Source organism: Halomonas korlensis (assembly GCF_900116705.1).
Classification (GTDB): Bacteria; Pseudomonadota; Gammaproteobacteria; order Pseudomonadales; family Halomonadaceae; genus Halomonas; species Halomonas korlensis.
On record NZ_FPBP01000010.1, the window covers coordinates 109,646 to 122,878 of the forward strand.

Annotated in this window: 12 protein-coding genes; 2 read left to right on the forward strand and 10 right to left on the reverse strand. The window is 60.1% G+C overall.

From position 1 onward, the window contains the following. Positions 1-20: 20 nt before the first annotated feature. The 7 genes from BM341_RS13850 to coxB all read right to left on the reverse strand — a co-directional run bounded on the left by BM341_RS13850 (position 21) and on the right by coxB (position 7,283). Positions 21-1,820, reverse strand: a complete 1,800-nt coding sequence (locus tag BM341_RS13850) for a thiamine pyrophosphate-requiring protein (protein WP_089796655.1) — start codon at positions 1,818-1,820, stop codon at positions 21-23. Positions 1,821-2,201: 381 nt separating this feature from the next. Next, positions 2,202-3,095 (reverse strand): c-type cytochrome, encoded by an 894-nt coding sequence (locus BM341_RS13855; RefSeq protein WP_089796656.1) that lies wholly within the window; start codon positions 3,093-3,095, stop codon positions 2,202-2,204. Beyond that, on the reverse strand, positions 3,092-3,454 hold the full coding sequence (locus BM341_RS13860; protein ID WP_089796657.1) for a c-type cytochrome: 363 nt from the start codon (positions 3,452-3,454) through the stop codon (positions 3,092-3,094). The genes BM341_RS13855 and BM341_RS13860 overlap by 4 nt, the downstream gene beginning before the upstream one ends. Further along, positions 3,451-3,819: a hypothetical protein gene (locus BM341_RS13865; protein WP_089796658.1), complete on the reverse strand. Its 369-nt coding sequence runs from the start codon at positions 3,817-3,819 to the stop codon at positions 3,451-3,453. The genes BM341_RS13860 and BM341_RS13865 overlap by 4 nt, the downstream gene beginning before the upstream one ends. Next, positions 3,812-4,420, reverse strand: a complete 609-nt coding sequence (locus BM341_RS13870; RefSeq protein WP_175507873.1) for a cytochrome c oxidase subunit 3 — start codon at positions 4,418-4,420, stop codon at positions 3,812-3,814. Before BM341_RS13870 ends, BM341_RS13865 begins: the two co-directional genes overlap by 8 nt. Then, entirely contained in the window at positions 4,420-6,330 is a 1,911-nt protein-coding gene (gene ctaD, locus BM341_RS13875) for a cytochrome c oxidase subunit I (protein ID WP_089796660.1), read from the reverse strand. The genes BM341_RS13870 and ctaD overlap by 1 nt, the downstream gene beginning before the upstream one ends. Beyond that, positions 6,327-7,283 carry a cytochrome c oxidase subunit II gene (coxB, locus tag BM341_RS13880; protein ID WP_217646241.1) on the reverse strand — a complete coding sequence of 319 codons (957 nt, stop codon included), beginning with the start codon at positions 7,281-7,283 and terminating at the stop codon, positions 6,327-6,329. The genes ctaD and coxB overlap by 4 nt, the downstream gene beginning before the upstream one ends. 449 nt (positions 7,284-7,732) lie before the next feature. On the opposite strand from coxB, the gene BM341_RS13885 reads away from it, so the two are divergent. Both BM341_RS13885 and BM341_RS13890 read left to right on the forward strand, forming a co-directional pair. Beyond that, positions 7,733-8,602, forward strand: coding sequence for a cytochrome c oxidase assembly protein (locus BM341_RS13885; protein ID WP_089796662.1), 870 nt, complete (start codon positions 7,733-7,735; stop codon positions 8,600-8,602). Beyond that, on the forward strand, positions 8,599-9,261 hold the full coding sequence (locus BM341_RS13890; RefSeq protein ID WP_245784278.1) for an SCO family protein: 663 nt from the start codon (positions 8,599-8,601) through the stop codon (positions 9,259-9,261). Before BM341_RS13885 ends, BM341_RS13890 begins: the two co-directional genes overlap by 4 nt. A 132-nt stretch (positions 9,262-9,393) precedes the next feature. Here the strand turns inward: BM341_RS13890 and ttcA are convergent, their stop codons facing one another. The 3 genes from ttcA to BM341_RS13905 all read right to left on the reverse strand — a co-directional run bounded on the left by ttcA (position 9,394) and on the right by BM341_RS13905 (position 12,938). Next, positions 9,394-10,317 carry a tRNA 2-thiocytidine(32) synthetase TtcA gene (gene ttcA / locus BM341_RS13895; RefSeq protein WP_089796663.1) on the reverse strand — a complete coding sequence of 308 codons (924 nt, stop codon included), beginning with the start codon at positions 10,315-10,317 and terminating at the stop codon, positions 9,394-9,396. 106 nt (positions 10,318-10,423) lie between these two features. After that, positions 10,424-11,050 carry a 3'-5' exonuclease gene (locus BM341_RS13900; RefSeq protein ID WP_089796664.1) on the reverse strand — a complete coding sequence of 209 codons (627 nt, stop codon included), beginning with the start codon at positions 11,048-11,050 and terminating at the stop codon, positions 10,424-10,426. A gap of 64 nt (positions 11,051-11,114) precedes the next feature. Then, complete coding sequence (locus BM341_RS13905) at positions 11,115-12,938, reverse strand: DUF294 nucleotidyltransferase-like domain-containing protein (protein ID WP_089796665.1); 1,824 nt, start codon at positions 12,936-12,938, stop codon at positions 11,115-11,117. Positions 12,939-13,233 lie beyond the last annotated feature (295 nt).

Below are 13,233 nucleotides of genomic sequence, written 5' to 3' on the forward strand. Positions count from 1 at the left end.
TGCAAGCCGTCATGGCACGATCAATGCTTGCGCGCCGTGGGAATGAATGCGCGAGCGAACTGCTTGAACGAGGCCTTGACGATACCCAGCGAGTCCGGATCACCATGCAGCAGCGCCGACATGTAGGCCTGCGCCTGTTCACGTTTGATATGCGGCGGAATCGGTGGAACGTTGGGGTCGGTGATCACTTCCAGCACCACCGGACGGTCGGCGCTCAAGGCACGGTCCCAGGCGCCAGCCAGTGCCTCGGGCTCGCTGACCTTGATGCCCCTGAGTCCGATCAGCTCGGCATATTCGGCATACGGGAAATCGGGTAGGTTCTGCGACGCCTCGTATTTCGGGTCACCTTCCATCACGCGCATTTCCCAGGTCACCTGGTTCAGGTCCTGGTTGTTGAGCACCATGATCACCAGGCGCGGGTCGGTCCAGCGTTGCCAGTACTTGGCGATTGTCACCAGTTCCGCATTGCCCAGCATCTGCATGGCGCCGTCACCCACCATGGCAATGGCGACCCGATCGGGATAGCAGAACTTGGCGGCGACGGCGTAGGGTACGCCGTTACCCATGGTAGCCAGCCCCCCGGAAAGTGAGGCTTGCATGCCGCGACGCAGCTTGAGATCGCGGGCGTACCAGTTGGCCGCCGAGCCGGAATCGCTGGTCAGGATGCAGTTATCGGGCAGCCGAGGCGACAGCTCCCAGAATACGCGCTGCGGGTTGACCGGGTCGGCCTCAGCCATGGCGCGCTCCTCGAGCACCTCCCACCATTGGGCGATGCTCTTCTCGAGATGCTCGCGCCAGTCGCGGTCAGTCTTCTGCTTGAGGTGCGGCAGCAGAGCCTGCAGCGTTGTTGCGCTATCTCCGATCAGGTTGACTTCCATGGGATAGCGCATACTTACCTGGCGCCCGTCGATATCGATCTGCACGCCGCGCGCCTGGCCCTCCTCGGGCAGGAATTCCGAGTAGGGAAAGCCGGAACCGATCATCAGCAGCGTGTCGCAGTTCGACATCATTTCCCAGCTGGGGTTGGTGCCCAGCAGGCCAATCGAGCCGGTAACGAACGGCAGGTCGTCGGGCAGCGCCGCCCGCCCCAGCAACGCCTTGGCCACTCCGGCCCCGAGCTTTTCCGCGACCTGGATGACCTCATCGGTGGCGTCCAGCGCCCCCGCGCCGACCAGAATGGCCACGCGCTCGCCTTCGTTGAGCACCGCCGCCGCACGCCTGAGGTCATCTTCATGCGGTATCGAACGCGGTGGGGTGTAGCCGACCCCGGAATGCACCGTGCCATGAGCATGCGGCGGTTCTTCCACGGCAGGCTGGGTTTGCAGGTCGTTAGGGATGATGATGGCGGTAACGGTACGCTCGGACAGAGCAATGCGAATCGCCCGATCGACCAGATGGCGAATCTGGCCCGGGCTGGTCGCCATGTGCACGTATTCGTGGGCGACATCCTTGTACAGCGACAGCAGATCGACTTCCTGCTGATACTCGCCGCCCATGGCGGCACGCGCCTGTTGGCCTACGATCGCCACCACCGGCTGATGATCCTTCTTGGCGTCATAAAGCCCGTTGAGCAGATGAATTGCCCCCGGGCCGGAGGTAGCGGTACAGACGCCCACCTCGCCGGTGAACTTGGCATGCGCACAGGCCATGAAGGCAGCCGACTCCTCGTGCCGGGTCTGGATGAACTCGAACTGATCGCCGGCCCGATTAAGGGCTCCCATGATGCCGTTGCTGCCGTCGCCGGGATAGCCATAAAGGCGCTTTATGTTCCACTCGGCCAAGCGCTTCAGGAGAAAATCGCCCACCTCTTGATCGCTCATACCAGCCTCCCTGCCAGAATTTGAACGCTGATAATTAAAGTATAAAGTTTATAGTCGCCTGTAAGGTCAATTAAGATATAGTCGCTAGAATGGAGGTGGTCAATTACCTATAAAGGCCTTTAACGTATCGCTTCACACCTCAGCAACCTTCAGAAATGTTAAATCGCAAGAAACTTAAAGAGTTTTTTAAATAAAATTACATATTAATAAAGGAATCCTATTTTCACGTCTTGCCACGAGCACGCCCCCGTTTTCAGAAAGAAATAAACTGTCTTTGCCTTTGGTCACCTCATGAAAGCGGCCTTGGGTTATTTCGATTTTTGGACATTATGTTTTTATTTCGAAAGCAGGTAAGTAAGATTTTTTCAGATTATATGATTATCATTCCAGCGAGCTTAAATAAGCCGCCATATCCATGGCGTCCTGCTCTGTCACGCCCAGGTCCGGCATGGCGGTAAGGGGGTCCACCTCGGTGGGATGGCGTAGCCACTTCACCATGTTATCGAAGGTGTTGAGCAGCACCCCGGCAATATAACGGCGCTCACCAATCCCTTTAAGCGGTGGCCCCACGTCGGCGTGCGGCCCGACCGTCCCGGGAATGCGATGGCAGGCAATGCAGGCGTAACCGTACAGAGCCAGCTTGCCTCGTTCGGGGTCGGGCAAAGCAGCGGTCCGCGCCGGAGCGGGCGCACTCACGGTCGTTACGTCGCGAGACGGTTGGCCGCCGCTCGCGCTCATCGTCTGATAGTCGGCCGGAGACATTTCCGGCAGGCGCGTGATAAAGGCCACGATGGCCCAGATCTGCTCATCGTTGAACTTGAACTGCCAACTCGGCATGCCGGTCATCTTGATGCCGTGCTTGATGGGCCAGAAAATTTCGGCAGCGCTCTTGGCTTTTGCCGTATGCGCCAGATTGGGAGGTACCGGCGTCAGCCCCTTGCCCACGTCATCGCGGCCCACGCCGGGGGCGCCATGACACTGCACGCACCGGCTCTCGTAGAGACGACGTCCCTGCTCGGCCATGTCGGGTGTCAACTTCGGAACCTCGACCTCCTCGGCCCGTTGGCGTATGGAGCGATCCAGCGCCAGGTTGAGCACGGTAAAGACGGGTTCGGTATGCTGCTGCAGCGCCGAGACGTTATAGGCGCCCCAATAGACGAAACCGGCCGCGCCCACCCCCATGGCAACGACCAGCGCCGCGATGGCGAGGCCGACATGGATCTCGATCCGCTTGCGGATCTTCTGGACTGAATCTTGGCGACCCTGGTTATTCATTTCAGTGTGTACAAGTAAGCGGTGATATCGTGTGCGTCGCTTTCGCTAACGCCCATGTTCGGCATGGCCGTGCGTGGATCGATCGCCTCGGGAGCGCGAATCCAGCGCATCATGTCACTGGGCGTATTGGGCAGTACGCCAGCCAGGTAGACACGCCTGGCAATGCGCTCGAGCGACGGCCCCGTGCGACCGTCTGCCCCCGGAATGCCGGGAATGGCATGGCAACTGCCGCAGCCATAGTCGCGGATTAACGCCTTACCCTTGGCCGGATCGCCCGGCGGCGGCTCGGCTTCGTCCTTGCTACAACCGGTAGCAAGGAGCAGCGGCGACAGCAAGATGAATAGGTATTTCGCTGTCATAGGCAGGGACTCAGAAAGAAGCTAGGCACACCCTCGGCCACGATGAGCAGCGACGACAGGGCACTGATGAGTAACCCCATGACCGCCATGAAACGTATGTTTGACGTCCCATCGTCACCGGATCCTGGCCAGCGTCGCCCGGCCCGTGTCCACTGACGCCAGGCGACCACCACGCCGGCGAGGCCCAGCATCAGAGTGACCAGCGTCACGGCGTGCAGCAACCAGACAGTCTCAGCTTCGCAGGCCTTGGGTACCAATAGGTAGCTGCCCAGCAGATGCAGCGCCCAAGCCGCGGGGCCGATCACCCAGCCGGACCATAGCCGCAGCGGATGTTGTAATCCGCCGTCCTGCACGTCATCAGCCATACAGGCGAGGCCCCCAGTACAGCAGCAGATAGAAGGGTATCCAGGCGAAGCAGACGAAGTACCAGTAGTTGGTATCCACCACGACACCGATCTGGCGTTGCTCGGTGAAGTAACCACGCCAGGCCAGAATGGCGACCACTGCGCTGCCGACGACGATTGATGTCACATGAACATAATGGAAGCCGGAGATGGTCCAGATAATCGAGCCGTAGGCATGGTCCTTCCAACTGAACTCGTAGGCCATCAGCTCCAGCGAGCGCAACACCAGCACCACCGAGGCCAGCAGCACGCTGGCGCTGACGCCGAGGGCCAGCACACGCTTGTTGCCGCGGTTGATACCTTGTCCAGCCAGGAACATGGTGAGACTACTGAGCATCAGCAGGCCCAGGTTGATGCTCGGCCACAGCAGCGGAGGCGCGGATTCACCAACGGGTGGCCAGGCCTCGGCATAGGCCGCCAGGTACATATAGCTAACGCAGAACGCCAGCACCACCGCCGACTCGATCGTGATCAAACCGAGGATGCCCCACCACAGTGGCGCCCGCCGGTCCGGATTGAAGCGGGTCATGTCCGCGACATCGATGCCTTGCACCACTCGCATCAGTCTTTCCTCCATGGCCGGCGAGGCCAGAACCAGGCCACCAGACTAAAGAACACCAGAAAGAACGCGATCACGAAGAAGATCGGATGGAAAATGATGCCGACGAAGCCGAGGGAAGCGGCCACCGCCGAGACGAACGGCCAGATGGTCGGCTCGGGCAGCACCTGTACGCCTATCGGCCTAGCATCCAGAATACTGGTGAGCACCACCTCGCGACGGTCGTTGCGCAGCCCGGTAACGACACCACGCTCACGATCCCTCTCCCAGTCCCACAGTGGCCAGCGGCTCTTCACTACGGGAATATGACGAAAATTGTAGGAGGCCGGCGGAGAGTCAGCCGCCCACTCCAGGGTGGGCGCCCCCCAAGGGTTCGGCTCGGCACGCTGCCCGCGAAACAGACTCCAGATCGCGTTGACCAGCGTGATGCCGAAGCCCGTTGCCAGCACCAAGGCGCCGACTGTCGCCAGCAGGTTGAGCTCGCTCCAGCCCATCTCCTCAACATAGGTATAGATACGCCGCGGCATGCCTTCTAGCCCCAACTGATGCATGGGGAAGAAGGTCACATTGAAGCCGATGAACGCCAGCCAGAAGCTCCACTTGCCTGCCGCTTCGCTCATCATTCGCCCGGTAATCTTGGGCCACCAGTAGTAGGTCGCGCCGATCAGCGGGAAGACCGCCCCGCCAATCAGCACGTAGTGAAAATGCGCGACCAGAAAGAAGGTGTCGTGCACCTGGGTATCGAAGGGAATCGAGGCCACCATGACGCCGGTGAGACCACCGATGACGAAGATGGCAAAAAATCCCAGCACCCAGAGCATTGGCGTGGCGAAGCGGATCCGGGCGCCCCATAGCGAGGCGATCCAGCAGAAGATCTGCACCCCGCTGGGGATGGCGATGGTGGCACTCGCCGCGGTAAAGAAGCTCATGCCGAGCTGCGGCAGGCCGGTGGTAAACATATGGTGCACCCACAGGCCGAAGCTGACGAAGCCGATGGCCACCACCGACAGTACCAGCGCCGTGTAGCCATAGATCGGACGACCCGTGAAGGTGATGATGATCGTCGAGATCATACCCAGCGCCGGCACCAGGATGATGTACACCTCGGGGTGGCCGAAATACCAGAACAGGTGCTGCCACAGCAGAGGCTCGCCACCGCTCTCGACGATGAAAAACTGGGTATCCACCAGTCGGTCGAGAATCAGCAGCGTACTGCTGACGATCACCGCCGGCATGGCGAAAACGATCATGAACGACATCACCAGAGCCGCCCAGACGAACAGCGGCATGCGATTCAGCGACATGCCCGGCGCGCGCATCCTCAGCGTAGTGACGATCAGCTCGACCGCCGCGGTCAGCGCCGAGACTTCAATGAAGGTGATCATGGTGGTCCAGACGTCGACGCCGTAGCCCGGGGTGTATTCTTTGCTGGCGAGGGGTACGTAGTTGAACCAGCCGGCATTGGGCGCCATGTTCAACAGTAGCGAGCCAATCAGCACGATTCCGCCGATCAAATAGACGTAATAGCCGAAGGCGTTGAGCCGGGGAAAGGCCATATCGCGTGTGCCGATCATCAGCGGCACGAAATAGATGGCGAAACCCTCCATCACCGGAATGGCGAAGAAAAACATCATCACCGTGCCATGCATGGTGAAGAATTGATTGTAGAGCTCCGGCCCGAACAACTGCTGCTCGGGGCCGGCCAGTTGCAGCCGCATCAGCACGCCGAGAATGCCCGCCAGCAGAAAGAAGATGAAGGCGGTGATGATGAAGCGCTTGCCGATCATGCGCTGGTTGACGTGGGTGAACCAGCCGATGAATCCGCCGGGCGAGTGCCAGGTGTGCTCCAATTGAGCGGTCTGCTCCGGCGAATCGGTCAGGTCGCGCGGGTTGGCGGGGCTCTCGACCGTCATTCCAGACTCTCCAGATAACCGAGCAGTGTCTGTAGCTCTTCCGGCGACAGCTCGCTTGGCGGCATCTTGTTACCCGGCTTGATGTGCTGCGGGTCCGTAATCCAGCCACCCAGGTGTCCGATACGATTGGGCACTGTGGCCCCGGCCAGCGTTTGCCGACTGGCGATGTGGGTCAGGTCGGGCCCGTCCTCGCCGTCGGCGGGCGTGCCGCGGATCGTGTGACAATCGGCGCATTCTGCTTCGAGAAACACCTCGCGCCCCCGCGCCTGCGCGTCCGTCGCCGGCTCCCTGGCCGGTTGGCGTTGGTGAGCCAACCAGTCGTCGAACGCTTCCGGCGCCTCGGCCACGAGCAGGAAGGCCATCAAGGCATGCTGCGTGCCGCAGTACTCCGCGCACTGGCCGCGATAGACGCCTGGTTCGTCCGCCGTCATCGAGGTGAGATTGGTGCGCCCCGGTATCATGTCCGTCTTGCCCTGCAGGTTGGGCACCCAGAAGCTGTGTATGACATTGTCCGAGCTCAGCAGGAAGCGGATCGGCTCATCCACGGGTATATGAATCTCATTGGCTGTGGTGGCGATGCGGTCTCCCGCCTCATCCAGGTAGTGCACTTCCCACCACCACTGCTTACCGATGACTTCCACGGTCAGGGCGTCATCGGGAAGCGGCGCATGAATCGTGCGTCCGATGGAAAAGCTCGACAAGGCGAAGGGAATGGTCGCGGCCAGTGGCAGGATGATGCCACCGGCAATCACCAGGTTGCGGCTCTGGCGGACGCTCAGGGGAAGCTCAGCGTGTTTCTTATGGGCTCGGAAAACAGCCACCGCCAGCAGGGTGAGCACCAACAACGTGACGAGGGTGGCGACGAACAGCGTCGGCCACCAGAGCCGGGCAATCAGTTCGGCTGCCGAACCCGCCGGATCGAGAGCCGACTGGGAGCCTTCGCAGGCGGTCAAGAGCAGAACGACGGCTCCGAGCCAACCTGTCTTTCGGTAGACTTTCTTCAAGGACATTGCATGAACAATCCGTTGCATCATGCGCCGCAAACCGATGGCGACACATCCCTTGCAAATACCGGTAGCCAAGGGTGCTGTGCCCATTGCCTATCAGCACGGCGTGGCGGTATCCCCCTGACGACTCATCAGAACCGGCCCTGGGTCTGAATCGTTACATTTACGAACATAACGGCTTTACCCTAGTCCAGGATTCTCTTTCCTGCCCAGCATTGCGGATGTCTCGTTGTCGGCCCTTCGATTTCCGCCAATTCGCTGCATTCAGTTGAGGACGCGCCATCTGGCAAGACATTCCCTCCTGCCGATACCGGTATGCTCCGGCTTGTCATGTTCGCTATGCTCAAAAACATAGCATCAGACGGTTGGCATCTCGTCTAGGCAGAGGAGGAGTCATGTGGGAGCTGGAGCGCGTCGTCGGCTACCTGCTGCCCTGGGAGTTTTCGCCCGCCTGGGCCATTGCCTGTCTTGTTGCGGCCGGGTGCTACCTGCGCGGCCTGAAGCGGCAGCGAAGCAAGGGTCAGGCGCCGGACCTCTGGCGATCATTCGCCTTTTTACTGGGCGTCATCGGGGTCTATGCAGTTACCCAGACGCAATACGACTACCTGTCCCAGTTCATGTTCTTCACTCATCGTGCTCAGCATCTGGTATTGCATCACATGGCGCCGTTTCTGATCGCCCTGGCCGCGCCGCTGCCGGTACTGGCGGCAGGTCTGCCAGTTCGAAGCGTGAGCCTCCCAGGGCGAGCCATGGCAGGACGGGTCCTGGGCCCGCTGTACCGCCTGTTGCAACATCCGCTGATCGCCCCGCTGCTGTTCGTCGGGCTGATCTACTTCTGGCTCATCCCGGAAATCCACTTCGATGCGATGCTCAGTCGTCAGCTTTACCAGATCATGAACTGGAGCATGCTACTCGATGGCCTGCTGTTCTGGTGGTTGATGCTCGATCCGCGTACCCCCGAGCAGGGTGGGCTGGGGTACGGAACACGCATCCTGGTGATGCTGGCAGTGATTACGCCACAGGTTCTGTTGGGGGCCTACTTCACTTTCAGCGAAAGGGTCCTGTTCGACGTTTATGACGTCTGTGGCCGCGCCTGGCCGATCGCGCCACTGACCGACCAACGGCTCGGTGGCCTGCTTACATGGATACCCGCATCGATGATGAGCGTGATCGGCATATTGATCGTGGTTCGCCACATACTCGCTGGAAAGGACGACGCGAACACGGGCAAAGCAGACCCTGAACGGGGGATGACTCAACCATGAACGCCATGACGCACATTGCAGGCCCGGTGGGGCGATGCCTACCTTGCCTCCTTCCGGGGCGCTTGTCGAAAGCTGTGCTCATGGGAGGGGTATTCATGCTCGGCTCATGGCTGGCGGGTTGTTCCGACACCGACTGGCAGACCAAGGACATTTCCGGACTCATGCCACCGTTGGAATTCGATCTCACCAGCGAATCGGGGGAGACGGTCGTTGCGCAGGCCTTTCGTGGCGATGTAACGCTGCTTTTCTTCGGCTTCACCCACTGCCATGACGTCTGCCCGACAACCATGGCGCATCTCGACTCGATCATTGGCGAACTCGATGAAGAGGCGCGCGGCGACCTGCAGGTCCTTTTTGTCTCGGTGGATCCGTCCCGCGACGATCCCGATACCTTGCGTGAATACACTGCGAATTACGGCCCCGAGTTCGTTGGGGTTACCGGCACCGAGGACGCGCTGAATGCCCTGACACGCCGTTACCGCGTGACTTACAGCCATGGGGAAAAGGACGAGACCGACCACTATGACGTGTCGCACCCAAATGCGGTATTCGCGTTCGATCGGGAAGGAAAAGCACAGTTTCTGATCCGGGAGAGCGATCCCAGGAAAGTGGTTATCGATGACCTGCGTAAGCTGCTTGGTCGCCGTCTCGGGGCGTGAGATTCATATCCTCGATCCGGGTACCCAGCGCTGTGTCGGGATAAGAAAGCCCTCGATTCGCCTGGCGTTAGCTAAACGGTCGTGGCTGGCCATTGGTTACTCACCAACAAGTGCTGGTCAACCATTACCCGCTTACCGTTTGAGGGTGTCGAGGATATCGATCCTGTCGGCCTGCATGCGCGCCTGTTTATCTTCAAGCCCCGCAAAGTCGAACAAGTCTCGATCGGCGAGTTGTGATGGAGCAACCTGGGTCACCGCCTTGAACATGCTTTCCAGCCGTCCGGGATGCGTCGCCTCCCACTCGGCCAGCATTTCCTTGACCACCTGACGCTGCAGGTTGGGCTGGGAGCCGCAAAGATTGCAGGGAATGATGGGGAAATCCATCAGCCGCGCGAATTCGGCGATATCCGCCTCGCGGCAGTAGGCCAGCGGCCGGATGACGATATTCCGGCCGTCGTCGGATAGCAGCTTCGGCGGCATCGCCTTGAGGCTGCCGCCGAAGAACAGATTGAGAAACAGCGTCTCGAGGATATCTTCCCGATGGTGGCCGAGCGCGATCTTGGTCGCTCCGATCTCTTCGGCGAACCCATAGAGCGAGCCACGACGCAGTCGCGAGCACAGCGCGCAGGTCGTCTTGCCTTCGGGTGTCTTCTCCTTGACCACCGAGTAGGTATCGCGCTCGAGGATGTGATACTCGGCGCCGATGCCGTCGAGATACTCGGGCAGCACGTGTTCGGGAAAGCCCGGCTGTTTCTGGTCCATGTTCACGGCCACCAGTGAGAAATTCACCGGCGCGTTGCGCTGGAGGTTGCGCAGGATTTCCAGCAGGGTGTAGCTATCCTTGCCGCCGGAGAGGCAGACCATCACCCGGTCGCCCTCGCGAATCATGTCGTAATCGATGATGGCATGCCCCACCTGCCGCCGCAGGCGCTTCTGCAGCTTGTTGAACTCACGCCGGCTCTTGTTGGCGTCAAGACTATCCCGCGTCATCGGCTGCGTGTTGCCGGGAGATAGTGAGTCGGTGGAGCGAGGGTCGAAGTTCAGGGCATCTTGCATGGTCGGTGCACTGCCAGAGCGGCTGGAAATGGTCGGCGCTCATCCTACCATCGCCGCCGCTCGCTGGCGACGCCAGCCACAGGCCGCCATCGGGCGTGGTGACGGGTCATGAACTGCGTTTGGCCAGCATGGCGCCGCGCTCCAGGCGCAGGTACATCAGTGCCGTGGTCACGGCGTCACCCAGGGCGGTGTGACGCCCCATCACCGGCACTCCCAGGCGTTCGGCCACCTGCTCGAAGCGCGGCCGGACATCCAGTTCGGGATGGCTGCGGCGTAGCTGGCGAGCATAGGTTTGAGCCACGTCGATACCGGCATTGGGCAGCTCGAAACCAAAGCGTGGGCGCAGCTCACGATTGAGAATCGCCAGATCGAAACCCAGATGCCAACCCACCAGGGGGCGATTGCCGATGAAGTCGAGAAAACGGGCCAATGCAGACTCGACCGTTTCGCCATCCACCAGATCAACGCCACGCAGGCCGTGAACGCGAATAGAGTCGCCGCTGAGGCTCGCAGGGCATGACAGACGCAGATCAAGCGAATCGCTGGTGAGTATTCGATCACCGCGGATCTTGACCGCTGCAAGCGATACCAGCTCGGCGCGACGCGTATCGATGCCAGTCGTCTCGCAATCGATGACTACGAGCTCATCACCGGTATAAGGATGAAACAGCCAGGCGTAATCTCCATCAACCTGTCGGCGCCGGTCGGCGGCCCGACGCAGTATCTTCAGCATTGCGATGCTCCCTGACGTTCTGTTGCTTTCCAATGGTCGTTCCTTGACAACCGCTCATGCCGTTTCATGAATATTCCAGGTGATAGCGATGCGACAGGCGCTGTTTGAAGTCCTTGACGATATGCAGCGCTTCGCGAAGCAGGTCGCGCTCCAGGGAAGACAGGTCCTGCACCACGACGCGATCGGGGTTGTCGCTGCCGTCTAGCGCATCATCGAGACGGGCCAGCTGCTGCCTTAGCCTGAGTTCGGTAAACAGCGACAGGGCCTCACCGAGATCATCGGCAAAGTCACGCTTCAAGCGCCCGTCCTGCGCCAGGGCGTCGAGACGCTCTAGCGTCGAGGTGGCGTGGATCCGGCGCTCCAGCGCCAGTGTGCGCACGCCGTGCACGATAGGAAAAATCCCGCCTTTCTTGATGTCGATACCGTGCTGCTGCTTCTTCAGGGAGCCGAACAGCGTCAATGGCGTCGAGAACCGCAGGGTGGTACGAGCAAAATAGGACAACAGGATCTCATCTCGCGAACAGCACTCGAAGAGCTCTTCGCGTACTCGGTCAAGCAACACCGGGTTGCCGGCGACGGCATGCGAATCGAGCATGATGGCGAGCTTCATCAGGCTATCGCCGTTACGTGTCGCCGCCCAATGAGCGATACGGTCTCGCCACTGACTCACGGTGGCGACCCACTCGGGGTTGGAGACCATGATGTTGCCGGGACAGGGCGGGTAGCCCAGTTCGATCAGCGTTTCGGTCAGCCGCTGCATCTGCTCGGCGCAGTCCGGCCACTCCACTTCATCGGCGAGAATCAGGCCATTGTCCTGATCGGTCTTGAGGATCTGCTCGCCACGCCCTTCACTGCCCATCACCATCAGGCAACTGTCTGCGTGGTAGCGCTCATCGATCACGAAGCTCCACGCCTTGCTCATGATGCGGCCGTTGAGGGCCGCCAACAGCCCCATGGCGAAACGCAGCTTGACGCCCTGCGCCATCAGTGCCCGCACCAGCTCCGGGGTGCGGCGGCTGGCGGTGGCCAGTGCCGCGAGGCTATTGGCCTGCTCCACCTGCAGGGTGACCACATAACTGCGACTGGAAAAGAAACTCAACACGTCGGTGAGTTCCACGACGCCCACCGGGCGCTCCTGGTCGACGACGACCACCCGTTCCACCTTGAAGCGGGTCATCAACACCAATACCTCGAAGAGGTACTGACCCGGCGCCACGCTGACCAGCTCAAAGTGGGCAATCGACTGGACCGGGCTATCCTTCGCCAGCCCTTGCAGCACGAGGGCGTTGAGTAGATCGGTCTTGGTGATCATGCCAGCCCCCCGCTCACTCTTGACCAGCAGGCTGTCGGCATGGCTCTCGTGCAGGGTGGCGACCGCCTCGGCAATGGTGGCCGTCTCGCTCACGCAAAGCGGTTCACGCATGCACTCGCTCACCTTGGCGAGCATGAAACCGGCCATGGTTACGCCACCCTCGGCACGCTGCTCAGTCAGCAGGCGCGTCTTGTGGGATAGCGTCTGGCGAAAGAACTCATCGAACGGCGGATAGTCGTCGCACAATTGCAGGAACAGCCCCTTGGGCAAGAGATAACAGAGGCTCTCCTGCTCGGCACGAAACCGGTAGCGGCTTTTTCCATTGATGATGCTGATGGCGCCGAAAAGGTCGCCGGCAGTGTAGTGGCCGATGCGTGATTGATTGGTGGGTAGGGTGGGATCCAGTTCGGCGACTTCTCCCTTGTGAATGATGAAGACGTATTCTCCGGGCTGGCCGGTTTCTAGAATGATCTCGTCACGATCGAAATAGGCCAAATCAATGCCACTTCGGATGCGCTCGCGCCCTTCCTCATCGAGAAAGGTAAAAGGCGGCTGAGAGAGATCGACCTCGACCATGGATGGTGTCCTCGTTATGTGGCCATCTCCCCCAAGGGGGAATTGAGATATCACGGCCACGAAGATATGACGATAACAAAGTCGGGTTTCAGGAAAGAACCTAGACGATCGTCCTATTTGCTCCCGTTAGGCCATTGCCCTGAGTCTAGCGGGAGGCAACACTCGTTGGCGCTTTTGATGCCTAGACAATCGTCCAATGCCTCGCCCAAAAGAAACCGGATATATCCATAAAACAGATAGTATTTTGTTGATTTAAATGCTTTTATGTTGAATATGAGTAATTAAAATTTTTCTC